This window comes from Mesorhizobium sp. M0001, from assembly GCF_040324255.1.
Taxonomy (GTDB): Bacteria; Pseudomonadota; Alphaproteobacteria; order Rhizobiales; family Rhizobiaceae; genus Mesorhizobium.
Window position 1 is genome coordinate 101,051 of the sequence record NZ_JAMYVS010000011.1, and the last position, 25,472, is coordinate 126,522.

21 protein-coding genes are annotated in these 25,472 nt (G+C 62.4%); 11 read left to right on the forward strand and 10 right to left on the reverse strand.

All coding sequences use genetic code 11. From position 1 onward, the window contains the following. Positions 1-4 precede the first annotated feature (4 nt). From NKK50_RS25260 to NKK50_RS25280, 5 genes are all read right to left on the reverse strand, one after another. Positions 5-1,144, reverse strand: a complete 1,140-nt coding sequence (locus tag NKK50_RS25260) for an ABC transporter ATP-binding protein (protein WP_352543994.1) — start codon at positions 1,142-1,144, stop codon at positions 5-7. 84 nt (positions 1,145-1,228) lie between these two features. Further along, on the reverse strand, positions 1,229-2,326 hold the full coding sequence (locus NKK50_RS25265) for a polyamine ABC transporter substrate-binding protein (RefSeq protein WP_023669323.1): 1,098 nt from the start codon (positions 2,324-2,326) through the stop codon (positions 1,229-1,231). A 426-nt stretch (positions 2,327-2,752) separates the two neighbouring features. Then, positions 2,753-3,706 carry a DMT family transporter gene (locus NKK50_RS25270; protein WP_352543995.1) on the reverse strand — a complete coding sequence of 318 codons (954 nt, stop codon included), beginning with the start codon at positions 3,704-3,706 and terminating at the stop codon, positions 2,753-2,755. Positions 3,707-3,867: 161 nt separating this feature from the next. Next, the gene (locus NKK50_RS25275; protein WP_031244436.1) at positions 3,868-4,767 is read right to left on the reverse strand and encodes a DUF2167 domain-containing protein; all 900 of its coding nucleotides are present in this window, start codon (positions 4,765-4,767) and stop codon (positions 3,868-3,870) included. Positions 4,768-4,916: 149 nt separating this feature from the next. Beyond that, on the reverse strand, positions 4,917-6,344 hold the full coding sequence (locus NKK50_RS25280) for a helix-turn-helix domain-containing protein (protein ID WP_027049421.1): 1,428 nt from the start codon (positions 6,342-6,344) through the stop codon (positions 4,917-4,919). Between the two features lie 247 nt (positions 6,345-6,591). Here NKK50_RS25280 and aceA point away from each other — a divergent pair, with 247 nt between their 5' ends. From aceA to NKK50_RS25295, 3 genes are all read left to right on the forward strand, one after another. Then, the gene (aceA, locus tag NKK50_RS25285; RefSeq protein WP_352543996.1) at positions 6,592-7,881 is read left to right on the forward strand and encodes an isocitrate lyase; all 1,290 of its coding nucleotides are present in this window, start codon (positions 6,592-6,594) and stop codon (positions 7,879-7,881) included. Positions 7,882-7,936: 55 nt separating this feature from the next. Continuing rightward, positions 7,937-8,179 carry an SMc00767 family acetate metabolism repressor gene (locus tag NKK50_RS25290; RefSeq protein ID WP_023669318.1) on the forward strand — a complete coding sequence of 81 codons (243 nt, stop codon included), beginning with the start codon at positions 7,937-7,939 and terminating at the stop codon, positions 8,177-8,179. A 276-nt stretch (positions 8,180-8,455) separates the two neighbouring features. Further along, a complete protein-coding gene (locus NKK50_RS25295) occupies positions 8,456-8,917 on the forward strand; it encodes a response regulator (protein WP_023669317.1) in 462 nt (153 codons plus the stop codon). 30 nt (positions 8,918-8,947) lie between these two features. Here the strand turns inward: NKK50_RS25295 and NKK50_RS25300 are convergent, their stop codons facing one another. Then, positions 8,948-9,649 (reverse strand): HAD family hydrolase, encoded by a 702-nt coding sequence (locus NKK50_RS25300; RefSeq protein WP_031196692.1) that lies wholly within the window; start codon positions 9,647-9,649, stop codon positions 8,948-8,950. 86 nt (positions 9,650-9,735) lie between these two features. Here NKK50_RS25300 and NKK50_RS25305 point away from each other — a divergent pair, with 86 nt between their 5' ends. From NKK50_RS25305 to NKK50_RS25325, 5 genes are all read left to right on the forward strand, one after another. Continuing rightward, entirely contained in the window at positions 9,736-10,551 is an 816-nt protein-coding gene (locus NKK50_RS25305; protein ID WP_155922418.1) for a class I SAM-dependent methyltransferase, read from the forward strand. 2 nt (positions 10,552-10,553) lie between these two features. After that, positions 10,554-11,522 carry an ATP-grasp fold amidoligase family protein gene (locus NKK50_RS25310; protein WP_050588078.1) on the forward strand — a complete coding sequence of 323 codons (969 nt, stop codon included), beginning with the start codon at positions 10,554-10,556 and terminating at the stop codon, positions 11,520-11,522. 102 nt (positions 11,523-11,624) lie between these two features. After that, positions 11,625-13,061: a glutamine synthetase family protein gene (locus NKK50_RS25315; protein WP_023669313.1), complete on the forward strand. Its 1,437-nt coding sequence runs from the start codon at positions 11,625-11,627 to the stop codon at positions 13,059-13,061. 120 nt (positions 13,062-13,181) lie between these two features. Further along, positions 13,182-14,468, forward strand: coding sequence for an NAD(P)/FAD-dependent oxidoreductase (locus tag NKK50_RS25320; RefSeq protein WP_023701812.1), 1,287 nt, complete (start codon positions 13,182-13,184; stop codon positions 14,466-14,468). Between the two features lie 275 nt (positions 14,469-14,743). Further along, positions 14,744-15,589, forward strand: coding sequence for an SH3 domain-containing protein (locus tag NKK50_RS25325; RefSeq protein ID WP_023697306.1), 846 nt, complete (start codon positions 14,744-14,746; stop codon positions 15,587-15,589). Between the two features lie 22 nt (positions 15,590-15,611). Here the strand turns inward: NKK50_RS25325 and NKK50_RS25330 are convergent, their stop codons facing one another. The 3 genes from NKK50_RS25330 to NKK50_RS25340 form a co-directional block, all read right to left on the reverse strand. Further along, the gene (locus NKK50_RS25330; protein WP_352543997.1) at positions 15,612-16,907 is read right to left on the reverse strand and encodes a Mur ligase family protein; all 1,296 of its coding nucleotides are present in this window, start codon (positions 16,905-16,907) and stop codon (positions 15,612-15,614) included. Between the two features lie 85 nt (positions 16,908-16,992). Next, positions 16,993-18,288 carry a Mur ligase family protein gene (locus NKK50_RS25335; RefSeq protein ID WP_023746244.1) on the reverse strand — a complete coding sequence of 432 codons (1,296 nt, stop codon included), beginning with the start codon at positions 18,286-18,288 and terminating at the stop codon, positions 16,993-16,995. Positions 18,289-18,468: 180 nt separating this feature from the next. Beyond that, complete coding sequence (locus tag NKK50_RS25340; protein WP_027049416.1) at positions 18,469-19,215, reverse strand: SDR family oxidoreductase; 747 nt, start codon at positions 19,213-19,215, stop codon at positions 18,469-18,471. Positions 19,216-19,537: 322 nt separating this feature from the next. On the opposite strand from NKK50_RS25340, the gene zwf reads away from it, so the two are divergent. The 3 genes from zwf (at position 19,538) to edd (ending at position 23,593) form a co-directional block, all read left to right on the forward strand. After that, positions 19,538-21,007 carry a glucose-6-phosphate dehydrogenase gene (gene zwf, locus NKK50_RS25345; protein WP_023669307.1) on the forward strand — a complete coding sequence of 490 codons (1,470 nt, stop codon included), beginning with the start codon at positions 19,538-19,540 and terminating at the stop codon, positions 21,005-21,007. Then, on the forward strand, positions 20,989-21,705 hold the full coding sequence (gene pgl / locus NKK50_RS25350; RefSeq protein WP_023701816.1) for a 6-phosphogluconolactonase: 717 nt from the start codon (positions 20,989-20,991) through the stop codon (positions 21,703-21,705). Before zwf ends, pgl begins: the two co-directional genes overlap by 19 nt. Positions 21,706-21,769: 64 nt before the next feature. After that, on the forward strand, positions 21,770-23,593 hold the full coding sequence (gene edd, locus NKK50_RS25355) for a phosphogluconate dehydratase (RefSeq protein ID WP_023747208.1): 1,824 nt from the start codon (positions 21,770-21,772) through the stop codon (positions 23,591-23,593). 77 nt (positions 23,594-23,670) lie between these two features. On the opposite strand, the gene NKK50_RS25360 is transcribed toward edd, so the two are convergent. After that, positions 23,671-25,335 (reverse strand): vWA domain-containing protein, encoded by a 1,665-nt coding sequence (locus NKK50_RS25360; RefSeq protein ID WP_352543998.1) that lies wholly within the window; start codon positions 25,333-25,335, stop codon positions 23,671-23,673. Positions 25,336-25,472: the final 137 nt, after the last annotated feature.

Genomic DNA, 25,472 nt, shown 5'->3' on the forward strand with positions numbered 1-25,472 from the left:
CCCCCTACCGTGTCAGCACGACGCCGGCATCCGGCCGGAAGGAGACCCAGGCGCGGTCGTTCCAGGTCAGCGGGTCCTCGGTGACTCGCGCCGCGTTGAGCGCGCTTGCCCTGATGATCTGCCCGTCATCCAGCCGGATGTGGTAGACGGTCATGTCGCCGAGATAGGCAACGTCGTAGACCTCGCCCTCAAGCGCATTGACGGCGTCGGCCGGTTTCGTCGACGACACCTTGATCTTCTCCGGCCTGATGGCGAAGACGATGTCGGAACCGGCCTTTGTATCGGTGCTGTTTTCGACCACGATCTGGGCCCCTGTCGCGCCGGTGATGCGCGTGGTGTTTGCCGCACGCTCGGCGACCTTGCCCTCGAACATGTTCACATTGCCGACGAAGTGGGCAACGAAGCGCGAACTGGGGGCTTCATAGACTTCCGCCGGCGTCGCCACCTGCATCACCTCGCCCTTGTCGATGATGGCGATGCGGTCGGCCATGGTCATCGCCTCTTCCTGGTCGTGGGTGACGACGACGAAAGTGAGCCCGAGATTTTGCTGCAGGTCCATCAGCTCGAACTGCGTTTCCTCGCGCAGCTTCTTGTCGAGCGCGCCGAGCGGTTCGTCGAGCAGCAGCACTTTCGGCCGCTTGGCGACCGAGCGGGCGAGTGCGACGCGCTGGCGCTGCCCGCCGGAGAGCTGGTGCGGCTTGCGCTTGGCGAACTGCTCGAGCTTGACCAGCTTCAGCATCTCGGCGACGCGCTTTTCGATATCCGGCGCCGGCATGCCTTCCTGCTTGAGGCCGAAGGCAATGTTCTTTTCCACCGTCATATGCGGGAACAGCGCATAGGACTGGAACATCATGTTGACCGGGCGGCGATAGGGCGGGATGCCGCGCAAATCCTGGCCGTCGAGAAGGATACGGCCGGCGGTGGGCTCCTCGAAGCCGGCAAGCATCCGCAGCAACGTAGACTTTCCGCAGCCCGACGCGCCGAGCAGGGCGAAGAACTCGCGCTCGAAAATGGTCAGCGACAGATTGTTGACGGCGGTGAAGTCACCGAACTTCTTGCTGACATTCTCGAATTGAATATATGGCTTGGCGTTCGGGTCGTTCCATGGCGCGAAATCCCTGCGGATGCTGCCAAGCGATTTCATGTCCCACTCCGTCCTGTTTTTTTTGCTTCTTGCCCCAGAGAAGAATGGTCCCGGCAGATGACTGCCGGGACCATGTCGCATTGCTTACTGGCCGGTGACGATCTTGGTCCAGCTGCGCGTGATCAGGCGCTGGGTCTTGGGATCGTAGGGCTGGACCGTATAGAGCTTTTTCAAGGTCTCGGCGTCCGGATAGACCGCCGGATCATCCAGCAGCGCCTTGTCGACGAACTGCTGCGAAGCCTTGTTGCCGTTGGCGTACAGCACATAGTTGGACGACTTGGCGATCACTTCCGGCTTCATCATGTAGTTGAGAAATTCGAGTGCCTCGGCGGCATGCGGCGCATCGGCGGGAATCGCCATCTGGTCGAACCACATCTGGGCGCCTTCCTTGGGCACGGAATAGCCGATCTCGACGCCTTGCTTGGCCTCGACCGCGCGGTTGCGCGCCTGGAAGACGTCACCCGACCAGCCGACCGCCAAACAGATATCGCCGTTGGCGAGCGCGTTGATGTATTCGGACGAATGGAATTTGCGGATATACGGCCGCACCTTCAGCAACGTCTCCTCGGCCTTTGCGATGTCGTCAGGTGAGGTGCTGTTCGGATCGAGGCCGAGGTATTTGAGCGCCGCCGGGATGATGTCGGCCGGCGAGTCCAGCACATAGACGCCGCAATCCTTCAGCTTGGCCAGGCTGTCGGGATTGAAGAACACATCCCAGCTGTCGATCTTGTCGGTGCCGAGTGCTGCCTGCACCTTCTTGATGTTGTAGCCGATGCCGACGGTGCCCCACATGTAATTGATCGAGTATTCATTGCCGGGATCGTATTTGGCGGTCCGCTCCGAAACCGTGTCCCACATGTTGGAAATGTTGGGCAGCTTCGACTTGTCGAGCTTCTGGAACACGCCGGCCTGGATCTGGCGGGCCAGGAAGTTGCCGCTGGGCACGACGACGTCATAGCCGCTGCCGCCGGCAAGCAGCTTGGTTTCGAGGATTTCATTGGAATCGAAGGTGTCGTAGACGACCTTGATGCCGGTCTCCTTGGTGAAGTCGTCAATGATCGAACTGTCGATGTAATCCGACCAGTTGAAGACGTTGACGACGCGATCCTCGGCATGGCCGCCGACGGCGAAAAGCGTCAGAAATGCCGAGGTTGCCGAAAGCCAGAGCGCTTTGCGGATCATGCTGTTCTCCTTTGATGAGTGTTCCTTCGCCAAGTCGTCGCTGTTCGAGCGCGATTGGGCATTTGCTTCAGAGTATTGAGCTTTCCGGGCAGCCACAAGCGTGAACTGCCGGCGCCATCCGGGCGGTTCGACAAGCGGCAGATCATGGCTCTGTGTGCCCGCATGGCGGGCGCGCTGACGCCGTCAGAGGCTTTCGCCGTGGCGCGGGCAGGGATACGACGCTGTGGTCCGGTCTTGGTCCGACCGGCGGGGACACTTGGCAAGATAAGCCTGTCTTGTTGTTGCCGTGCCCCCAGCCTGCCCGTGCCGCAGCAAGGTTGTCAATGGCCCGCGCGGGGAAGCTCGGTCAATAGGGCGTGCGGCTTCGCTAATTGGGGAAAGACGGGCGTAATTACGGAAGACGGGCTCAACCAAGGGAAAGGCGGGTCAATTAGGCGATGGCAGGCCGGTGGTCCCCGGCCGTGCAGGCCTCGCCTGGCGCTTGAATTCAAGCCCGATATGGACGAGCAGCGCGGCGACCACCACCGCGCCGCCGATGATGGTGCGCACCGAGGGCACCTCGCCATGAACGAGCCAGACCCAGATCGGTCCGAGGATCGGCTCGAACGTGCCGAGGAGTGCTGCGATCGCCGCCGGAACCAGCCTCGCGCCGGTGGCGAAGAAGGCAAGGCCCAGGCCGAGATTGATGACGCCGAAGGCAAACAGGAAAGCCATGTCGTGGGCCGACGTGGCAAACTGCGTGGCTTGCGATGCGGCGAAAGCCGCTGCCAGCATCGTGCCGAGGCACGTCGCCGGCGTCATGCGCACATGGGCGAAGCGCCGGGTGATGACGGTGGCAATCGAGAACATGACGGCGATCAGCAGCGACAGCCCGTCGCCGATGGGCGATACGGCGCCGTCGAGCGATTCCGACACCATGATGGCGACGCCGGCGATGACGGCGGCGATCGCCACCCAGGTCGCGACGGCGACGCGTTCGCGAAACAGCACCCAGGCAAGCAATGCCGCCAGCAGCGGCACACCGGCCTGCATCAACAGGATATTGGCAACGGTGGTGTAGGCGAGCGCGACAACGAAGCACGTCGACGCCGTGGCGAAACAGACGGCCACGGCAAGGCCGGGCAGGCCCATGTCGCGAAACAGCCGCAACATGCCGCGCCAGCCGTCGCGCCAGGCCATGAAGCAAATCAGGAACACAGCCGCCCACAGCGATCGCCAGAACACCACGGTCCAACTGTCAGCGGTGTCGATGAAGCGGGCGATGGTGCCGCCAAAGCTCCACATCAGCGCCGACAGGAACACCAGCAGCAAGCCGACCCGCTCTTCGCGCGGCGAGACGATCGGCGGTGCGGCGATTGGAGAAGATGCGGTATCGGTCATGGGGTGCGACTGTCGGCTATCTCGGGGCGGCATGATGCACAATGGACGACAGAAACGTGCCGTATTCGCCTAGCGCATAGGCTACCGCCGGACGTGATCCAGCCCGGCATTCCCTTTGGCGCACCGCCAACCGGCAGCCATACGGGCAAACACCGCCGTTTCTAGGACATGCCCTTGTTGCCGCGGATAAAGCGCCAGAGACCGGCCAACGGTACCAGCAGCAGAATGCCGAACTTTTTCAGGGCGATGAGCGCGACTGCAATCAGGCCGGCCTTTGCCGCGAGTTTTCCGGCGATGAGGCCGCCAATGCCAACCGCGGCGACCGTGTCGGTGCCTGGCAGAAAATCGGTGTATTTCTTGCCGGTGTTGAAGTCCGCCACGCCCAGCACTTCGTCCAGGCTCTGCTTGATCTCCGGCAATTGTTCGACCGTAGCGATGTAGCTCATCACGAAGACGCCTTCCCGGCCGAGGAAACGGACGTCGTAATTGAGCGTGTGGACGGTATCGTCTCCGAACTGCAGTTCCTTGGCCCAGTGCAGCCGCTTGTGGACGAAATCATAGACCGGCGGCGAGGCCCAGCCGATCAGCTTGATCGGGGGAAAGCCGTCCTTCACCCGCTGATCGTTGGCCGACAATGTGTCCGCCTGCATGCTGCTCAGCAATTCGGTGTAGTCGATGGATGCGGCGTCGGCGTCATCGACATGGCCGATCTTTTCATAGCGCAATTCGATGCCCCAACCGTTGCCGGCGATGGGCTCGTACTTGGCCGGGAAGATCATGCCGATTGCTTCGGACGCGGTATCAGGCGGATTGCCCCAGGCCTCGGTCAGGACGGACGTCGCGTCCTTCTTGCCCAGAAAATAGAACTTGTCCTTGAGATCGAGATGGATGCCTTCGGGAAGGTCGACCGCGCCGGTCTTTGGATCGATTTTGTCCAGGAATGCCTTGCCGTCGTCACTATACTGTTGATAGTCCTTGAAGAATTCCGAGGATTTTTCTGCCAGAACAGGCCCCGCCAAAAGGGCAAGCGCCACGCCAAGCCACAAAGCTTTCCTGTTCATAAGCCGTCCCCCCTTGGCTGCCCTGCAGCTCACCTTCGATAGCGCAGCGCCGATGCTTAATCAATATTTGGTTCGGGAATGGTTCGGGCCGCGCTCTATTGCTTAGCGCAAACAGCTGCGGTCTTCCGCGACCTCCAGCCCGAGAAGCATCACTGGAAATCGAAGGCGCTCAGGCCCGTCGCCATCTCGTCCAGGCCCAGCGGACGGGTCACCGGCGGCTCGGCGCGGGCGAGGCAGCCGATGCGTTCGCACAGCCGGCAAGCGGGACCGACCGGCGTGGCGGCGCCCTGTCCGGCCTTTGCCGGCAGCCCGGCGCCATAGACGATCTCGTCGCGAAAGCCGATATCGCAGCCCAACAGCAGCGCGGTGCGGCGCGGGCGCTCGGAGAACGAACCCTGCGGCCCCTCGAGCGTGCGTGCGATGCAGAGGAACTCGGCGCCGTCGGGCATTTCCACCGCCTCGACCAGTATCTGGCCAGGCGAAGCGAAAGCGGCATGGACCGGCAGTTTCGGGCAGCCGCCGCCAAAGCGGCTTTGCGGAAAGCCCTGGCCGCCGGCCTTGCGGAAGCGGTTGCCGGCATTGTCGACCTCGAGCATGAAGAACGGCACTCCGGACAAGCCAGGGCGCTGCAGCATGGTCAGGCGGTTCGCCGCCTGTTCGAAGGAGACGCCGAAACGCGAGCGCAGCACATCGATGTCGTAACGAGCCCGCACGGCGGCGGCATGAAATGCCTGATAGGGCATCATCAAGGCATTGGCGGCGTAGCGGCCGAACTCGAAGCGGGCGAGCCGACGGGCTTCGTCCGTACCGAGCTTCAGCGTCTGAATTTCGCCGGCGACAGCGACCGTCATGCGGATCAGGCAGGCCTCCATGGCGACTTCGCGCAACTGGTCGAACGGCGACAGCCGCTCCGATAGAAAAAGACGCTGCGAATGACGGTCATAACGGCGGCGCCAGTTCGGCATGGTGGCGACCGGCAGCACCTTGACGACGATGCCATACTCGCGCTTCAGCCACGCCTTCAGCGCGCCGAACAGATCGTCGCCGGGGTCGAGCATCGAGGTGAAGGCCTCGGCCTCCTCCTCCAGTGCTGCAAAATGGTTCGGCCGGCGCTCGAAAATCTCGTGCACTTCGTCGATCGGCAGCCGCGCACCGGACAGCGCCGTGGCGCGGCCCTCGCGCGCCAGAAGCTCGTTGAGATCGGACAGCCGCTCGGCCTGCTCGCGGTAAGCGCGAAACAGTTTTATCATCGCAGCCGATGCATTGGGGGCGGCCTCGGCCAGTTCGATCAGTTCCTGGTCGCCCGGCAGCTCACCGGCAAGCAGCGGGTCGCCGAACACTTCCTTCAAGGCCGAGATCGACCCTCTCGCCTCACCCTGCAATTCATGCGGGTCGACCTTGTAGACAGAGGCCAGCTTCAGGATCAGCTGCACCGTCAGCGGCCGCTGGTTGCGCTCGATCAGGTTGAGATAGGACGGCGAGATGCCGAGCCCCTCGGCCATCGCCGTCTGGGTCAGGCCTTTGGCGATGCGGATGCGGCGGATGCGCGGCCCGGCGAATATCTTCTGGTCGGCCATCGGCTTTCCTTGACAGGAATTTACACGGCTTGCGAGCGATGAACGGCGCACCATCTTTTTACAATCATAACAGATTTACAGCGGCAAGCAGTCAAACACAACACAGGTTTTCTTTTATTTTCTACCGGAAATGGCGGTTTTCCTCGCTCTCGTCGCGGCGCAATGTAAATGATGTCACACAGACGACGCACACCATCCCAGGGCGCGGCGTTTCAAGACACTGGCATCGATTGATCTGGAGTGACCAATGACTGATTTTTACAATCTTGTCCCATCCGCGCCCGAAGGCCGCTTCGACGGCATCGAACGAGCCTATTCGCCGGACGATGTGAAGCGGCTGCGCGGGTCGGTCCAGATACGCCAGAGTCTTGCCGAAATGGGCGCCAACCGGCTGTGGAAGCTCATCCACGAGGAAGACTTCGTCAATGCACTCGGCGCCATGTCGGGCAACCAGGCGATGCAGCAGGTGCGTGCCGGGCTGAAGGCAATCTATCTTTCGGGCTGGCAGGTCGCCGCCGACGCCAACACCGCGTCGGCCATGTATCCGGACCAGTCGCTCTATCCCGCCAATGCGGCGCCCGAACTGGTCAAGCGCATCAACCGCACGCTGCAGCGCGCCGATCAGATCGAGACCTCGGAAGGCAACGGCCTGTCGGTCGACACCTGGTTCGCGCCGATCGTCGCCGATGCCGAGGCCGGCTTCGGCGGACCGCTCAACGCCTTCGAGATCATGAAGGCGTTCATCGAGGCCGGCGCTGCCGGCGTCCACTATGAGGACCAGCTGGCCTCTGAGAAGAAGTGCGGCCATCTCGGCGGCAAAGTGCTGATCCCGACCGCCGCGCATATCCGCAACCTCAACGCGGCGCGTCTGGCGGCCGACGTGATGGGCACGCCGACGCTAGTCGTGGCACGCACCGATGCGGAAGCGGCAAAGCTTCTGACCTCCGACATTGACGAGCGCGACCAGCCTTTCGTCGACTACGATGCCGGCCGCACGGTTGAAGGCTTCTACCAGGTCAGGAACGGCATCGAACCGTGCATCGCGCGCGCCGTTGCCTATGCGCCGCATGCCGACCTGATCTGGTGCGAAACATCCAAGCCCGATCTGGCGCAGGCCAAGAAATTCGCCGAAGGCGTGCGCAGGCATCATCCGGGCAAGCTGCTCGCCTATAATTGCTCGCCGTCGTTCAACTGGAAGAAGAACCTCGACGACGCGACGATCGCCAAGTTCCAGCGCGAGCTCGGCGCCATGGGCTACAAGTTCCAGTTCATCACGTTGGCCGGGTTCCACCAGCTCAATTTCGGCATGTTCGAGCTGGCCCGAGGCTACAAGGCGCGGCAGATGGCCGCCTATTCCGAGCTGCAGGAAGCCGAGTTCGCGGCCGAAGTCCACGGCTACACCGCGACCAAGCACCAGCGCGAGGTCGGCACCGGTTATTTCGACGCCGTGTCGATGGCGATCAGCGGCGGCCAGTCCTCGACCACCGCCATGCATGAATCGACCGAGCACGCGCAGTTCAAACCGGCGGCGGAATAACAGAAAACAACCAGAGGAAACGCCCAACAGGGCAAAGGGACATAGGAGAAGAAAAATGGCATCGATAAGCCGCGTCAAGGAACGTGCAGAAGAGCAGTCGACCACGATGAGCGTCGACCAGCAGGCGACGATCCGCATGCTGGCCAACGACCTGCACAGGCTCAATCAATCGGTGATGAAGGCAGTCGAGGCCGGCGTCTCGGTGGAACTGGTGCGCTCGGCCCGGCATCATGGCGGCGACGGCAATTGGGGCGACCTGCTGATCCCGGTGATCGTCACGCAGAAGAGTCACGGCTGATCTTCCCTTACGGAAGCTTTGTGCTTGTGGAACCTATGGGCCCCGCCGCTCACTGGCCGATTTCAACGTCACCCGCGAGTTTTCAGCGCGGGTGACTTTCGCTTTTGAGCGTGAACTTAACTACAGTTCGAAAACAGAACTTGTCTCCGGGGTTTAATATTTCCGGCTATATTTCGCAGGTCCGTCATTTCAGCTTGACATGGCGGGCGATCTCACGCCAATTGGCTCTCGGATTTCAACCCTGCATTGAAGCAGCGCCGAGTGCCCGCCCCGCCCATGTGCCCTGTGAACCGCGAGACCGACACCGCCAAACATCTGAATTCGTCAAGCAGGGACGCGAACTCCGAGATATCAACGGATTTCTCCCACGTGCTGGTCGTTGGAAAATCGCCGATCAACCGGGTGGTGGTGTCGAAGATCGTCGAGAAGTCCGGACTGAAGCCGATCTCCGAGTCGCCCGAGATGGCGGCCAAGACATTGCGAACCCTCATTCCGGGCGCCGTCGTTCTCGATGGCGGCCCCGACAACGAGGACTGCCGCGCGCTGATGGCGGCCATCGACGCCTTGCGGCGGACATCTGGGCGGTCGCTCCCCAAGGTGATCCTGCTTTCAACCAAGACCGGCACGCCCGACAGCCTGGGTCTGTCGAGCGTGGTCGATGTGGTGGTAACCAAGCCGATCACCACCGAAAGGCTGCAGCCGGTGGTCGACCGGCTGATCAGTCTCGGGCGCGGCTGATCGCAATCCGCCCGAACGCGTGTGGGGCGGTCAGCCTTCCTTGCCGATGCTCTCGATCAAAGCCGGCAGTTCGCCAAGATCGACAAGCTGACGAAAACGCGGTGCCTCGACCGGCGGCTCGACGTGTTCGAGCACCCAGGTCAGCTCGTGCGGCACATACACACCCCAGCTGCCGGCCTCGATGGCCGGCACCACGTCCGACTTGAGCGAATTGCCGACCATCATGCTGGTCTGCGGGCTGCCGTGACGGCCAAAGATCCTGGCATAGGTGGCGGCGCTCTTGTCGCTGACGATCTCGACGGCATCGAACAGGTCGCCAAGGCCGGACGCCGCCAGCTTGCGCTCCTGGTCGAACAGATCGCCCTTGGTGATCAGCACCAGATGGTAGGCGCCGGCGAGCTTTTCGACTGTCTCGCGCGCATGCGGCAGCGCCTCGACAGGATGGCCGAGCATGTCGCGGCCGGCGGCAAGGATTTCGGCGATCGTCGAGGCCGGCACACGGCCCTCGGTCACTTCTATCGCCGTTTCGATCATCGACAAGGTAAAGCCCTTGATGCCGAAGCCGTAGACGGCAAGGTTGCGCTTCTCGGCCTCCAGCAGCCGTGCCGAAATGTGCTCGGCCTCGCCATGGTCGGCGAGCAGGGTTGCAAAATGCTTCTCGGTCAGGCGGAAGAACTGTTCGTTCTGCCATAGGGTATCGTCGGCGTCGAAGCCGATAGTGGTCAGGGGCATGGTCGACTGTCCCGTTCAAGTGAAGGCAATGATGTAGACGTTGTCGCCGCACACTGCTAGCTACGGCAAGGGAATGGTGGGAAGCAATGCCGGAATTGGGCGCCTGGAAGCGTGAACTGGAGCAAATTGTGGGCTCCTTGCCAGGGCGTACTCCGACTGAACTCATAAATGCCATCCGAGATCTTGGCATCGCCATGGGACACGATACCGGCGAGGCGTTGCTTGAAACCTACCCGGAGATCCTTTCGTACCGACCGGCGCTGACCGCCGCATTCGGCAAGATGGTGCAGGAGCAAGATACCGCCGAGATCAGGCACATGCTGGATCAGGATCTGAGCGGTCCGGCATCCTTCGGGCAGATCGCAGCGGGAAAAACAAGCATCGGCGTGCTGTCATCCAGGGATGCGTATAATCGCCTGAACGAAGTCTTCGATCAGGTCGATTTCGGCAGCTGCTGCCGCGCTGTCATGGTCGGCTGCGGAGGGCGTCCGTTTACGATGTTCCGCATACACGACCAGACTGTCGTCCCCGAAATCATCGGTCTCGATATTGTGCCTGAAGCGGTCGAAACGGCAAACAGGCTTGCGGCCAAGCTCGGCTATGTGCGGATGCGGGCCGAGCTTTGCGACGGCCGCGACTATGACTATGGCGAGGCGCAGGTCGTTTACGTCGCCAGCATGGTATCGCCCAAGGCAGCGGTGGTTTCTCGCATAGCCGATACCGCGCCTCAAGGTGTGCAGATCGTCTTGTGGGAGCCGGTCTCGCTTGGCAGGCTGTGGGCGGAAAGCGTAGAAAGAACGCTTGATCCCCGGCTTGCGGTTACCGGCCGCACGAGCATCCATCGAAATATGACGCGGGACGTGTTCGTTGCACGCGGGAGTGTTCCCAGGCCAGCAAGCTGATCATGCCAGGGCTGCGGATGAGCGACCGCGTGCTGCTTACCCTGGTACAGGCATGGTGCCTTGTCCGCCATCCGATGATTTGCGCCCGCACCTTCAATCATAGCGGCGTGCTGCCCGATCCGGCAAGGCCCGCTTCCTATGCAGACAAGTTCCTGTGGCGCAAGATTTTCGACCACAATCCCTTCTTCACCACGGCTTGCGACAAGCTCGCCTCGAAAGCCTACGCTCTGTCCACCTGTCCAGAACTCAAGACCGCTGCGGTTCTGTGGTCCGGATATGACGCGGCAGAACTTCCGGCGGAGCTGCTCACCGGCAATGTCATGGTGAAGGCCAATCATGGCTGCCGCTGGAACATGATGGTGCGCAACGGTGAGGTAGACAGAGCTAGGCTGCGCCGGCGTACGGCACGCTGGATGCGCCACCGCTACGGCAGGAAGCTCGGCGAATGGGGCTACAAGCACGCCAGCAGGCGCATCCTCGTGGAAGAGATGCTCCTCGAGGACGGTCAGCCCGTTGCTTTGGAGTACAAATTCCACGTGTCTAACGGGACGACGGCCTATGTCTATGCCGCGCGTCGGGATGAGCACGGCAACGAACAGAAATGTCATTTCGACCGTGACGGAACCTACGCGCCGCCACCGCCAGGCAGCGGCCCCCAGTGGGTCCGGATCGACCTGCCGGCATCCTTCCCGCGCATGCTTGCCATCGCCGAGCGGCTGACCGCGCCGTTCGATCACATGCGATGCGATTTCTACGAAATCGAAGGCGCGATCTTCTTTTCCGAATTCTCGGTCTATCCGCTATCCGGCAAAGGCATCATCAACACAAGGCTCAGGGATCTGTGCGCAGACAGCTGGAACCTCAGCCAATCCTGGTTCCTGACCGCGCCGCAAAGCGGATGGCGCAGGCGCTATGCCGGTGCCTTGCGCAGATGGCTGGGCGCAAATGCGCCGCCCGGCAAGGCCGTCTGACATAGGCCGTTCAGCCTCGTTGCCGCACCTATCGGGCCGGCTCCCCTTCCCTTCCATCACCGGCAACGGCTATACTCCCAAATCCGCAACCCAAACTGGTGAATGATGCCGCCTGCGAAAAAGGAAGTCCGTCCGTCGACCCGCGGAGGACGCGTCCGAACGCCTGCCTTCGTGAAAAATCAACGCGGCGTGAAGAACTGGAAGGAAGTCAGCGCCTGGCTGGAATGGCGCGGCATCGAAGACATAGAATGCATCACGCCTGATCAGGCTGGCGTCGCGCGCGGCAAGATGATGCCGTCGAAGAAATTCACTTCCAACACCTCGCTGGCGCTGCCATCGGCAGTGTTCATGACGACGATTTCGGGCGGCTATCCCGAGGACGGCAACGGTTTCCACTATCCGGAGGATGATGGCGACCTGAAGCTGATGCCGGATCTGTCGACGTTGACCGTCGTGCCCTGGGAAGAAGACCCGACGGCCGCCGTCATCTGCGACCTCGTCCATCAGGATGGCCGTTCGGTCGAGTTCACGCCGCGCAACGTCCTGAAGCGCGTGGTAGCAGCCTATGACAAGCGCGGGCTGAAGCCGGTGGTGGCGCCCGAGATCGAATTCTATCTGGTGCGCAAGAACCCCGACCCGGATTATCCGCTGACCCCACCCGTCGGGCGTTCCGGACGGGCAATCGGCGGCGGCGCCGGCTATTCGATCGCCGGCGTCAACGAGTTCGACGAACTGATCGACGACATCTACCATTTCTCCGAAAGCCAGGGCCTGGAGATCGACACGCTGATCCACGAGGAAGGCGCCGGCCAGCTCGAGATCAATCTGCGTCACGGCGATCCGGTCGAGCTCGCCGATCAGGTGTTCATGTTCAAACGCACCATTCGCGAGGCAGCGCTGAAGCATGAGATCTATGCCACCTTCATGGCCAAGCCGATCCAGGGCCAGCCAGGTTCTGCCATGCACATCCACCAGTCGATCATCGACAAGAAGACCGGGCTGAATATCTTTTCGGCGAAGGACGGCTCGGAAACCGACGACTTCTTCCATTTCATCGGCGGCATGCAGAAGCATGTGCCGAACGCACTGGTGATGTTTGCTCCCTACGTCAATTCCTACCGCCGGCTGACGCAGTCGGCCTCGGCGCCGGTCAACAACAAATGGGGCTATGACAACCGCACCACGGCGTTCCGCGTGCCGCGCTCGGATCCGGCGGCGCGGCGTGTCGAAAACCGCATCCCGTCTTCCGACGCCAACCCCTATCTGGCGCTGGCGGCCTCACTTGCCTGCGGGCTGATCGGCATCACCAACAAGATCAAGGCCGAGCCTCCGGTGCTGACCACCGCAAACGCCGATGAGATCGACCTGCCACGCGGCCTGCTCGAAGCCGTCGACCTTTTCGAAGGCGACGAGGAACTATGCGCTCTTCTGGGCAAGTCCTTCGCCGCAACCTATGCAGCGATCAAGCGGGCGGAGTTCGAGACCTTCATGGAAGTGATCAGCCCGTGGGAGCGGGAGTATCTGTTGCTCAACGTGTGAGCGGCGACTTCGTCGTGTGAATGGTGAATAGTGAATGGTGAGTAGTTTCATATTGGATGGATGAGCGCAGACGTCGTGCGTCTCGCAGCCATTCACCATTCACCATTGGCTGGTGTCCCCATGCCTTACCAATCACCTATCTCCCCCGGTCGCTCCTGGTACGAAGACACAGCCGGACCACGCCCTGAGTACCCTGCCCTGGACGGCGACCGCAGCTGCGACGTCGTCGTCGTCGGCGGTGGCTTCACCGGGCTGTCGGCGGCCGCTCATTTGGCGAAGGCGGGAGCCGACGTCGTTCTGATCGAAGCGCATCGCTTCGGCGACGGCGCTTCAGGGCGCAATGGCGGCCAGCTCGGCACGGGCCAGCGCGCCTGGGCCGAAGAGATGGAGGCCGAATACGGCTTCTCCCGCGCCAAGGCGCTGTTCGACCTTGCCGAAGAGGCGAAAGCGCACCTGCTCGAATTCGCCGCCGTCAACCAGATCGACATCGACTATATGCCGGGCCAGTTGTCCGTGGCGCACAAGCCGCGTTATCTCGACGACTACAAGGCACATGCCGAGATCATGGCCGGCCGCTTCAATTATCCGCACATCGCCTTCATGGATGCCAGGGAAACGGCCGAACGGCTGGGCTCCACACGCTACTTCGGCGGCACCCGCGACACCGGCACCGGACACATCCACCCGATGAAGCTGGTGATCGGCACGGCAAAGGTCGCGGCAGCGGCCGGCGCGCACCTGTTCGAGCAGACACTATCGACCGGTGTTACCTCCAGCGGCGGCAAGGTCAGGGTGACGACTTCGAGAGGAATCATCACCGCCCAGAAATGCCTGATCGGTGTAAATGCCTATGGCGGCACGCTCGAGCCGGTGAGTGCCGCGCACATCATGCCCATCGGTTCGTTCATCGGCGCGACGGTGCCGCTGGGCGTCGATTCGAAAGTGCTGCCGGGCGGCGAGGCGGTCGACGATTCGCGTTTCGTCGTGCGTTATTTCCGCAAATCCAGGGATGGAAGGCTGCTGTTCGGCGGGCGCGAGGTCTATGGCGTCAACGATCCGAAGGACATCCATGTCCATATCCGCCGGCAGATAGCCGAGCTTTATCCGGAACTGAGCGATGTCGAGATCACCCATGGCTGGGGCGGCTATGTCGGCATCACCATGCCCAGGAAACCGTTCGTGCGCGAGGTGATGCCCAATGTGATCTCGGCCGGAGGCTATTCCGGCCACGGCGTGATGCTGTCGAACTTCTTCGGCAAGCTCTATGCCCAGACCGTCGCCGGCAACCGCGACAGACTGAAGCTGATCGAGGACCTGAACATCCCGGCTTTTCCCGGCGGCCGGCGATTTAGAACGCCATTATTGTTCTTGGCACTGAACTGGTTTGCCCTGAGGGACCGAATATAGAGAAAGTATCTCATATCGGCCGTGGCTGGTACTGAGCTGATTCTATTGAGCTGTTGGTTGCCGCAGCGAGACGTTGCAGAATCCTTAACAAGAGCGCACAATTCCCCTGAGGGCGCACTGATGCCACAATCAAGGGCAAAGGATGGCGGTTCTGGGCGATTGAACGGGGATTTCTGCGGGCCTGCCCGCTTTGTTGTTGGGACCGATGCCGATCGAATGCCGGGCTGCCGGCGCCGATCGAAAGAACACCGGCTCATCTTTTGGAGGTGGCAAGAGTGAACGAGCCCTTCAGTTTCGGCGCGCCGGAACGTCGGCGCTTCGCCATGCAATTCGGCTATGACATGCGGCCCTCCTTCTGGCAGGGGGTGCGCACGAATTCGCATCTGGTGATCGCCGCGGTCGGCACCGCAGCGCTGCTTGGCGTGGCGGGCATAGCGCTTTGGCTGGCGTTGCCGGCCAGCGACCGGCAAGCGATCGCCAGCACACAGCAGAACGTTCCGACTTTTCCGGTCAAGACGACCAAGATTGCCCCGGTCGCGGCCACGGCTGCCGCGGTAGCGGCGCCACAAGCCGCGCGCAAGGGCGATGCGGTTTCATCGACGGTCGCTGCCGGTGGGGCTGCCATGCCGCCGCTGTCGGCGAACGATCCGCGCTGGACTGCGGCGCAATCCAACAGCGACCCTGCCGCGACGCCATCCGATCAGGCGCCTGCCGAGCAGGCTGCCGCCAAACCGTCTGATGCCGCGGCATTCGAAGAACCGGCGGCGCAGAGCGACGCCACGACGCAGCTGTCAAAGGTCGCTGCTCCCGCCAATGACGACGACGCCGAGACCGCCGCCATACCGACGCCAAAACCGCAACTTCCAAACGAGCAATCTTCCGCCGCAACGGACGATACCCAGGCCAAGGCCAAGCCACAGAAGGTGGCTGCTGCCGCCGGCACCGGACGCATCCTCAGGGCGGTGACAATGCGCAGCGGTCCGCAGAAAAACGCCGCCGCCATGGGGACCGTGCCCGCCAAGTCGTCGGTGCAGGTGATGAGTTGCAAGAAATGGTGCCAGATCGTCTACAACGGCAAGCGCGGCTGGATCTACAAGAGCTACATCAAGACCGGGGATTGAGACGCAAGCCGCCAAATTCTGGTCAGCCGCCGAGCAGCCATCTGAAACGGTGTCTTCTGCGAGCAAGTTTGCGCTTCGCCAGGAAATCCCTCTGTTCCTCGAACGGCACCTCGTAGAGGCCGCACATTTGGCAGCTTTCCGACTTGCGGCATATCGGGACCCAGCATTTGACGTCGTGTGTCCAGGCGAGCGCGATCCTTTCCAGATGAAGGTTGGACGAACTTTTCAGCAGAATCAGTTCTCCTGGGACTGCCGTCCGTTTGATATGATCCGAAACTTCCTTGGCAGTGCGAAGCTCAATGAAACGGCCGCTGTCGCGGTCGGCCTGGCTGGCGCGCGAGCGATGCGCATTGTCGCCGGTATAAATGACCTCATCGGCGATTTCGCGCGCGATGTTGTAGGCGGCGCCGTATTTCCTCGACGAGCCGGCGTAGTCGGATATCTGCCCCAGCACAATGCGCTTGCGAGCACCCTTGGCCTTTGCAATCATCTCCAGAGCAATGTTGAGCGAATGCCAAGGCGCTTTGGCCGTATCGACCAGGAATTTCGGACCCGCGGATACCTCTTGCACCGTAGAGCGGTTGGGCAGTGGTGCAAACGATGCCGTTCTCGCTACGACTTGCTCTGGCGGGACGCCAAGTTCCAAGGCGGCGGCAACAGCCGCTGCAGTCGGCAGCCAGAATTGCTCGCCGGGAAAAGGCGCTTGAATATTCAGGCTGCCATCGCGCCAATGAAGGGTGAACCGCAGCAATTCCGGATACGCGGCATGCACGTCACTCACGCGGTAGTCTGCCTCGCCGGACTGGCCGAAGGTCGCAATCCGGCATTTCGCGCCAGACGCCATGCCGATCACCAGTGGGTCATCGCAATTGAGAACCGCAAGTCCATCAGGTTGGAGTGCCCCGACCAGCGCCCGCTTCTCTCCCGCCACAGCTTCCAGAGTCTTGAACTTGCCGAAATGCTCCAGACGGATCATCGTAACCACCGCCACACTCGGCTTCATCATCTGCGCCATGGCGCTGATCGTGCCGAAGTCGGAAGCGCCGGCTTCGAAAACGACGTAATCGACTTTGCCGGCCTTCCTCAGGCGCTTGTAAAGCGTTCGGATGAGCGCAGGCATTGTATTGGCCTGGGCCTGTAGATGCACCTTGCCTTGGGCGGCCAGTATGTGTGCAAGCAGGCTGGTGGATGTGGATTTGCCGGAGCTGCCGGTAATGCCGATGAACGTCGCCTTGTTACGCGCCCGCACCCAGCGCGCCTGCAGCCGTCGCAGCGCCCAGCCCAAGTCCTTGCGAATTTTCAGCAATTCCAGTTTCACACCCCGCCAGCTTTTAGCCCAGCCTAATATGCGTCGTGCCAAGTTCCAGAGTCAAACGGGCGCTGGCGTGCTTCAGCCAAAGATTCTAGCGGCCGAGGAGCCGCAGCAGTCTGTGCTTGCGGCGCTTCGATTTTCTCTGCGCCACAAACTCACGGTGCTGCTCAAACGGCACTTCATAGAGGCCGCATTGCTCGCATCCCTCGGTTTTGCCGCATACCGAAACCCAGCACTGGACGTCGTGGGTCCAGGCAAGTGCGACACGCTCGAGGTGCAGATTGGACGAGCTCTTGAGCAGGATCAACTCGTCAGGCTGCGCGGTTTGGGCGATGTAGTCCGACACTTCCCTGGCCGTGCGCAATTCGATGAAGCGGCCGCTGTCGCGATCTGCCTGGTTCGCCTTGGAGCGATGGGCATGATCGCCGGCATAAATCACGTGGTCTGCAATCTCGCGCGCGCTGCTGTAGGCTTGGGCATATCTGTTATTCGAGCCGGAAAAATCCGATAGCTGGCCAAGAACGATACGTTTTCGCCCGAATGTCGATCCGGCTACCATGTCGAAGGCAAGGCTCAGCGAATGCCAGGGCGCCTTTGCGGCATCCACGATGAAGTGGGGGCCGCCCGCGGGGACCAGCACCTGGCCGCGATTTTCCAGAGGCTGGAACGTCGCGGTTCTGTCCTTGACCATCTGCGCAGGCACGCCCAGTTCAAGAGCGGTTGCAACCGCCGCTGACGTCGGCAACCAGAAATGCCCGCCGGGGAACGGCGTCTCGATATCGAGCACACCGCCGCGCCAGTGGAGCGAGAACCGCAACGGCCTGGGATAGGAGGCCTCGATATCGCTGACGCGATAATCCGCCTGCTCCGATGTGCCGAATGTGACGGAACGGCAATCGCTCGCCGAGGCCATGCCCATCACAAGAGGGTCATCGGCATTGAGCATCGCGAAGCCGCCCGGCTCCAGCGCCGCGACCAGGGCGCTTTTTTCTCGTGCGACGTTTTCGACAGTCTTGAAACTGGCGCGATGCTCCAGCCGGACCATTGTGACAACAGCCACGTTGGGGCGAAGCAATTCGGCCATGGGCTTCATTGTATCCGGGCCGAATGCAGCAGCCTCGAAGACGACGTAGTCGGTTTTGCCGCCCTTTCCCATTCGCCTGGATAGCGTCGAGACCAACAGTTTCATCGTGTTGGCCAGAACCTGTGTATGGACCGAACCATGACCGGCCAGGATGTGTCCAAGCAGGCTTCCCGCCGTCGTCTTGCCGGAGCTTCCGGTAACGCCGATGAAAATTGCCTTGCTTCGCGCCCGCGCACGCGTGGCCAGGTAAAGCCGCAGCCGCCATCCCAGATCATAGCGACTTTTCTGCTGCCTGATCTTCATCACCCGCCAACACTATCCACGATCCCGTTATGCCTTTCGGGTGATCGAGAAGTCAAACCGGGGTCCGGCGTGACGACGTCAACTGTTCGTTCCTCGGCCGGCCGGCGCACCGATGCGAACTTTTGCCGACGTTGCTCTGTCTGCCGTGCATTGCGAACAGCGAGGTACTTCCCGAATTGCTCAAATGCAGCGGCCGCCGTCGACCTCCAGCGCCACGCCGGTGATGAAGGCGGCTTCGTCCGACGCAAGCCAAAGCGCAGCGTTGGCGATATCGAGCGGCGTCGACAGACGGCCGAGCGGTATCGAGGCACGGAATTTCTCGCGGATCTCGGGCGTGTCAGTGCCCATGAATTTCTCCAGCATGCCGGTCTCGCCGGCGACCGGGCAAAGGCAGTTCACGCGGATGTTCTTGGGCGCGAGTTCGACCGCCATCGACTTGGTCGCGGTGATCGCCCAGCCCTTCGAGGCATTGTACCAGGTGAGCCCCGGACGCGGCCGCAGACCGGCGGTCGAAGCCGTGGTCAGGATGACGCCGCCGCCCTGCCGCTCCATGATCGGCACCACGGCAAGTGCGGCGTGGTAGATCGCCTTCATGTTGACTGAAGTGATCAGGTCGAAGGTCGCCTCGTCGACGTCGAGCATGTCGCCATTGCGATGGGTGTAGCCGGCATTGTTGACCATGATATCGATGCGGCCGAAGGCGCTTTTTGCGGCATAGACCATCTCGTCGAATTCGGAACGCTGCGAAACGTCGGTCTGGGTCCAGATCGCGGCCTGGCCGATCTCTGCTGCAACGCGCTCCGCGCCCTTGGCGTTGAGGTCGGCGACGACGACCTTGGCGCCCTCTTCGGCAAAGCGCCTGGCCATGCCTTCGCCGAAACCTGACGCAGCACCCGTGATGACGGCAACCTTGTTTTCCAGACGCATGCTTTTTCCGCTCATTGAAGACCCACCTCGCAAGCGCATTTTTCTTTTTTGTTTGATGCGTGTCTGTCTCCCAGAACCGCTTCGCACTTCTGGGCGACACGCATTAGCTTTCGTCACATTCCCGCTTTATGTTGCAGGCGCGAAAGCCCCGGGACCATCGCTTGACGAAAAGCCTCCGGGTGGCAGCCAGTGTCAAGACACATTTGGAGCGAATCAATATGCAGTGATTTGGCCTTGATGTGACACCATGGCACTGGATAGTTTAAATCGATTAGATTATATCCTGCCGCGTCACAGCGAGCGGCGTCAAAGCGGACAGACCATGACCAGCCAGATCATTCCCGTCGAGCCTTTCGACTTCATCATTTTCGGTGGCACCGGCGACCTGTCGGAACGCAAGCTGCTGCCCTCGCTCTACCACCGCCAGCGCGACCACCAGTTTTCCGAGCCGACCCGCATCATCGGCACCTCGCGCTCCAAGATGAGCGACGAGGAATTCCAGGCTTTCGCCAAGCAGGCGATTTCCCAGCATGTGAAGCCGGCCGACATCGACGCCGAGGAACTCAAGACATTTCTTGCCCGGCTGTCCTACGTATCGGCCGACGCGACGACGGGTGCCGGCTTCGACAAGCTGAAAAAGGCGATCGGCGAAAGCGACCGCATTCGCGCTTTCTATCTGGCGGTTGCGCCGGCGCTGTTCGGCGACATCTCGCACCAGCTGAAAGCCCACAATCTCATCACGCCGAATTCACGCATCGTGCTGGAGAAGCCGATCGGCCGCGACCTCGATTCGGCGCGCAAGCTCAACGACGTGGTTGGAGACGACTTCCACGAAAGCCAGATCTTCCGCATCGACCACTATCTCGGAAAGGAGACGGTGCAGAACCTGATGGCGCTGCGCTTTGCCAACGCGCTCTATGAGCCGCTTTGGAATTCTGCCCATATCGACCATGTGCAGATCACGGTGGCCGAGACCGTCGGTCTTGAAGACCGCGTCACCTACTACGACAAGGCCGGCGCGCTGCGCGACATGGTGCAGAACCACATGCTGCAGCTGCTCTGCCTGGTTGCCATGGAGGCGCCATCGTCGATGGATGCCGATGCCGTGCGCGACGAGAAGCTGAAGGTGCTGCGGGCGCTGAAGCGCATCAACGGCAATGAGGCACCCAAGCACACCGTGCGCGGGCAGTACCGCGCCGGCGCCTCTGCAGGCGGCGCGGTGAAAGGCTATGTCGAGGAACTCGGCAAAGACAGCTCCACCGAGACCTTCGTCGCCATCAAGGCCGAGATCGGCAATTGGCGCTGGGCCGGCGTGCCGTTCTATCTCCGGACCGGCAAAAGGCTGGCGACCCGCGTTTCGGAAATCGTCATCGAGTTCAAGCCGATCCCGCATTCGATCTTCGGCGACAGCGCCGGGCCGATCTCAGCCAACCAACTGGTGATCCGGCTGCAGCCCGACGAAGGCGTCAAGCAGTTCATCATGATCAAGGATCCAGGCCCGGGCGGCATGCGGCTGCGCCAGATCCCGCTCGACATGAGCTTTGCAACATCTTTCGACGGTCGCGCGCCGGACGCCTATGAACGGCTGATCATGGATGTTATCCGCGGCAACCAGACGCTGTTCATGCGCCGCGACGAAGTCGAGGCGGCATGGAAGTGGATCGACCCGATCCAGAACGCCTGGGAAAGCGCCAGGCAGGAGGCGCAAGGCTATACGGCCGGCACATGGGGTCCCTCGGCCTCGATTGCGCTGATCGAACGCGACGGGCGGACATGGCACGAAAGCAATTGAGCGAGCCCGTCTATAACTGGAACGGCTTTGCCGGGCGCCAGGATCTGGCGGCAGCCCTTGCCGGCAATGTCGCGGCGCGCCTGACCAAGGCCATCGACGAGCGCGGCACGGCCCTGCTTGCCGTTTCCGGCGGCACCACGCCGGCAAAGTTCTTTGCAGCACTTTCGGCCATTCCGATCGCCTGGAACAAGGTGACGGTGACGCTGGTCGACGAACGGTTCGTGCCGGCCTCCTCGCCGCGCTCGAATGCGGGGCTGGTGGCGGCCAACCTGCTGCAGAACAAGGCGGCTGCCGCGCACTTCGTGCCGCTCTACCATGAGGCGGCAAGCATCGAGACCGCCGCGGCGGCCGACGATGCGGCGCTGAAGGCTCTGCCCTGGCCCCTCGATGTCGTCGTGCTCGGCATGGGCGGCGACGGCCACACCGCCTCGTTCTTTCCCGACGCCGAGAATCTCGGCGATTTGCTCGACCCAGCCTCATCAAGGATCGTGCTGCCGGTTCACGCGGCAAGCGCCGGCGAACCCCGGTTGACGCTGCCGCTGGCGCGGATCGTCGACGCCGGCTTCATCGCGCTGCATATAGAAGGCGAGGACAAGCGCACCGCCTTCGACGATGCGATGGGACCGGGCGCGAAAAAGCCCATCCGCAAAGTGCTCGAAGCGGCACCCACCCCGGTAGAGGTGTTCTGGGCACCCTGATTCCACGCAAAGTAGTCCCGGCAGACGGTGGAGGACGTTCTTCCGGGGCTCGAAAGGACCGACCATGACAGCCAGACGCGACATCGAAGCCATCACGGAACGCATCCGCCAACGCTCGAAAGCCGGCCGCGAGCGCTATCTCGGCCGCATCGCCGAGGCCTCCAGCCGCACCGCCAACCGCGGCGTCCTGTCTTGCGGCAACCTCGCGCATGGCTTTGCCGTCTGCAGCCCGTCTGAAAAGCTGGCGCTCGGCGCCGACAAGGTGCCGAACCTCGGCGTCATCACCTCCTACAATGACATGCTGTCGGCGCATCAGCCCTTCGAAACCTTCCCGGCGCTGATCAAGGAAGCCGCGAAGGAAGTTGGCGGCATCGCGCAAGTGGCCGGCGGCGTGCCCGCCATGTGCGACGGCGTGACCCAGGGACAGCCCGGCATGGAGCTGTCGCTGTTTTCGCGCGACGTCATCGCCATGTCGGCGGCGATCGGCCTGTCGCACAACATGTTCGACGCCGCCGTCTATCTCGGCGTCTGCGACAAGATCGTGCCGGGGCTGGTGATCGCGGCTCTCACCTTCGGCCATCTGCCGGCGGTGTTCGTGCCGGCCGGGCCGATGACGACGGGCCTGCCCAACGACGAGAAGGCCAAGGTTCGCCAGCTCTATGCCGAGGGCAAGGCCGGACGCGCAGAACTGCTCGAAGCGGAGTCCAAATCCTATCACGGGCCGGGCACCTGCACCTTCTATGGCACCGCCAATTCCAACCAGATGCTGATGGAGATCATGGGCCTGCATACGCCCGGCGCGTCCTTCGTCAATCCAGGCACGCCGCTGCGCGACGCGCTGACGCGCGAGGCGACCAGGCGAGCCCTGGCGATCACCGCGCTCGGCAACGCCTACACGCCGGTCGGCCGCATGATCGACGAGCGCTCTTTCGTCAATGGCGTCGTCGGCCTGCACGCCACCGGCGGCTCTACCAACCACACCATCCATCTCATCGCCATGGCCGCGGCGGCCGGCATCACGCTTACCTGGCAGGACATTTCCGACCTGTCGGAAGCGGTGCCGCTTCTCGCGCGCGTCTATCCGAACGGGCTTGCCGACGTGAACCATTTCCATGCCGCCGGCGGGCTCGGCTTCCTGATCCGCGAATTGCTCGACGAAGGCATCCTGCATGAGGATGTGCAGACGGTATGGGGCGAAGGCCTGAGGCCCTATGCGGTCGAGGCCCGGCTCGGCGAAGATGGCGGCGTCGTGCGTGAAGCCTCGCCGCTGCAGAGCGGTGACGAGAAGGTGCTGGCGCCGTTCAAGAAGGCCTTCCAGCCTACCGGCGGCCTGAAAGTGCTCGCCGGCAATCTCGGCCACGCCGTCATCAAGACGTCCGCCGTGAAGCCGGAACGCCGCGTCATCGAGGCGCCGGCCAAGGTGTTCGACAGCCAGCAGGGACTGAACGAAGCCTTCAAGGCCGGCACGCTGACCGGCGACTTCATCGCCGTCATCCGCTTCCAGGGCCCAAAGGCAAACGGCATGCCGGAACTGCACAAGCTGACCACCGTGCTCGGCATCCTGCAGGATCGTGGCCAGCGCGTCGCGCTGGTCACGGACGGGCGCATGTCTGGCGCTTCCGGCAAGGTGCCGGCGGCGATCCATGTAACGCCGGAAGCGGTCGAGGAAGGGCCGATCGCCAGGATCCATGACGGCGACATCATCCGGCTCGACGCCGATGCCGGCACGCTGGAAGTGCTGGTGCCGGGGCCCGAGCTCGCGCTGCGCCGCACGGCCGACATTGATCTCATCGGCAACGAGTTCGGTTTCGGCCGCGAGCTGTTCGCCGGTTTCCGCCAGCTGGTCGGCCGCGCCGACCACGGCGCCAGTGCTTTCGGCACGGCCTGAGGCATCATTGCCTATTTTGTAAAAAGGGCGGCTCGAGCTCGGTTTGAGGCCGCCCTTTGGTGAGGGATGGATGGCGATTACGGCTGAACCGTAATCTCGCTCCGTTCGCCGGCCTTGACCGTCACCGGCATTTCCTTGTCATGGCCTTGATCGGGCATGTGGCGGAGGACGACATAGTCGCCGGCCGGGATAGTCTGCTGCCAGGTGTCGCCATAGTTCAGGCCGAGCGCCTTGCGGTTGCCCTGGATATCCTTCTTCGACGACAGCACCTCGATCGAATAGGCGCCCGGCGCCGACATCACCAGCACGCCGGCATCGAGCGTCACCTTGACGTCCTTGACGTCGCCAACCTTGACGCTGAAAGGCTGCTCGACGGTTGCGAGCTCAAGCGAGGTGACCGCGACATAATCGTCCGGCGGCAGCCAGAATTTGCTGTCGGGCCCATAGGAGTGGGCGACATCGTCACGCGAGCCGTCGATCTTTTTCTTGGCCTTGACGATCTGGACGCTGATGCCCGAGGAGTCGGCCTTGTCGCCACCTGCAGTGTAGTAGGCGTTGACGGCGGCATGGCCGACGCCGACGACTATGTCTTTTTCCACAGTCTGCCCGGCGGCGAGCTGGATGTTCTCGGTCACCGAGCCGCTGCCGATCGCAACCGTCACCTTCTGCTCACCAGCCGGCACGATGATCCTGGTGTCGCCATAGTGGGTGGTGCTGCCGCCCGGGAAGGCGAAGTCGACATCGGCTTCGTCACTGATCTCGGCGCCCTGGCTTGGCTTCGGATGGATGAGCATGGTGCCGGCGTTCAAGGTGAAGAGCGGCTTGTAGACCTGGCCCGCCTCGATCTTGACCTTCTGTTCCGCCCGAGCTTCGTCGGCGCGCGCGACGACGACATAGTCGCCCGGCTCGAGATTGGCCTCGTAGTTGTTGTACTGGGTGGTGACGGCCTCGCCGTGCGTGCCATCGGCCTTGGCCTTGTAGACCTCCCAGGCATTGCCGTCGGTGATCGGATCGCCGCCTTCGGCCATGACCACGCTCGGGATGAAATTGAATTCGGGCTTTGCCGGTTCAGGGGCTGGAGCTGGGGCTGGCGCCGGTGCGGGTTCAGGTGCCGGAGCCGGCGCGGCGACGGTTTCGACCAGTGCTTCCTGCAGCGCCTTCTCGTCCGAGGCCTGGATATATTTGCCGCCGGTGTTGTCGGCAAGGCAGGCGATCTGCTTGCCCTCGTCAGCGGTCAGGCCGAAGCCGACGACGTCGACTGTGAAATTGACGCCTGAGGCCTCCAGTTCCTTGCCCAGCGCGCACGGGTCACCTTCGCAGGTTTCAAGCCCATCGGTGATGAGGACCACGGTCGCCTTGTCCTCGGTGTATTTCAGAGCTTCGGCCGCCTGCTTGACGGCTGCGGTCAGCGGCGTCTTGCCGAGGAATTTCAGGCTGTCGGCAGCGGCCGAAATGGCGCTAGCCGAGCCGGCTTGCGGCGGCACGATCAGTTCGATGTCGTCGCAGCTGCCCTTTTCGCGGTGGCCATAGGCCATGAAGCCGATCTCGTCGTCGCCCGGGACCGACTGCAGCACGGTCCTCAGCGATTCGCGCGCGATCTCGAGCTTCGGCTTGCCGTCGATCTGGGCCCACATCGAGCCCGAAGCGTCAAGAATGATGATGACCTTGTTGGCGGCAAAGCCGAGCGAAGTCATCGACAAAAGGAGCAGCGCCGCAGCGACGCTCCGCAAAAGTCCCGCCATGGAAATCTCCTTGAGACCGCCCTCTGATCCGCGCCGGAAGCTATTTGACGGCGCGTCCGGGCACAAGCCCCGGAGCGGGTTACGAACGGTTGCCGTGTAACAGGATCGGCGCCGGCCGAGGCCTGTTCCGAGGCCGG

Coding starts and splice junctions, on each gene's coding strand:
- NKK50_RS25320 (WP_023701812.1), top strand. CDS start 13,182: ATGCCTTACCAATCACCTATCTCCCCCGGTCGCTCCTGGTACGAAGAC.
- zwf (WP_023669307.1), top strand. CDS start 19,538: ATGACCAGCCAGATCATTCCCGTCGAGCCTTTCGACTTCATCATTTTC.
- NKK50_RS25305 (WP_155922418.1), top strand. CDS start 9,736: ATGCCGGAATTGGGCGCCTGGAAGCGTGAACTGGAGCAAATTGTGGGC.
- NKK50_RS25360 (WP_352543998.1), bottom strand. CDS start 25,335: ATGGCGGGACTTTTGCGGAGCGTCGCTGCGGCGCTGCTCCTTTTGTCG.
- NKK50_RS25310 (WP_050588078.1), top strand. CDS start 10,554: ATGCCAGGGCTGCGGATGAGCGACCGCGTGCTGCTTACCCTGGTACAG.
- NKK50_RS25280 (WP_027049421.1), bottom strand. CDS start 6,344: ATGGCCGACCAGAAGATATTCGCCGGGCCGCGCATCCGCCGCATCCGC.
- NKK50_RS25270 (WP_352543995.1), bottom strand. CDS start 3,706: ATGACCGATACCGCATCTTCTCCAATCGCCGCACCGCCGATCGTCTCG.
- NKK50_RS25295 (WP_023669317.1), top strand. CDS start 8,456: ATGTGCCCTGTGAACCGCGAGACCGACACCGCCAAACATCTGAATTCG.
- NKK50_RS25265 (WP_023669323.1), bottom strand. CDS start 2,326: ATGATCCGCAAAGCGCTCTGGCTTTCGGCAACCTCGGCATTTCTGACG.
- aceA (WP_352543996.1), top strand. CDS start 6,592: ATGACTGATTTTTACAATCTTGTCCCATCCGCGCCCGAAGGCCGCTTC.
- edd (WP_023747208.1), top strand. CDS start 21,770: ATGACAGCCAGACGCGACATCGAAGCCATCACGGAACGCATCCGCCAA.
- NKK50_RS25275 (WP_031244436.1), bottom strand. CDS start 4,767: ATGAACAGGAAAGCTTTGTGGCTTGGCGTGGCGCTTGCCCTTTTGGCG.
- NKK50_RS25300 (WP_031196692.1), bottom strand. CDS start 9,649: ATGCCCCTGACCACTATCGGCTTCGACGCCGACGATACCCTATGGCAG.
- NKK50_RS25315 (WP_023669313.1), top strand. CDS start 11,625: ATGATGCCGCCTGCGAAAAAGGAAGTCCGTCCGTCGACCCGCGGAGGA.
- NKK50_RS25340 (WP_027049416.1), bottom strand. CDS start 19,215: ATGCGTCTGGAAAACAAGGTTGCCGTCATCACGGGTGCTGCGTCAGGT.
- NKK50_RS25335 (WP_023746244.1), bottom strand. CDS start 18,288: ATGAAGATCAGGCAGCAGAAAAGTCGCTATGATCTGGGATGGCGGCTG.
- NKK50_RS25290 (WP_023669318.1), top strand. CDS start 7,937: ATGGCATCGATAAGCCGCGTCAAGGAACGTGCAGAAGAGCAGTCGACC.
- pgl (WP_023701816.1), top strand. CDS start 20,989: ATGGCACGAAAGCAATTGAGCGAGCCCGTCTATAACTGGAACGGCTTT.
- NKK50_RS25260 (WP_352543994.1), bottom strand. CDS start 1,144: ATGAAATCGCTTGGCAGCATCCGCAGGGATTTCGCGCCATGGAACGAC.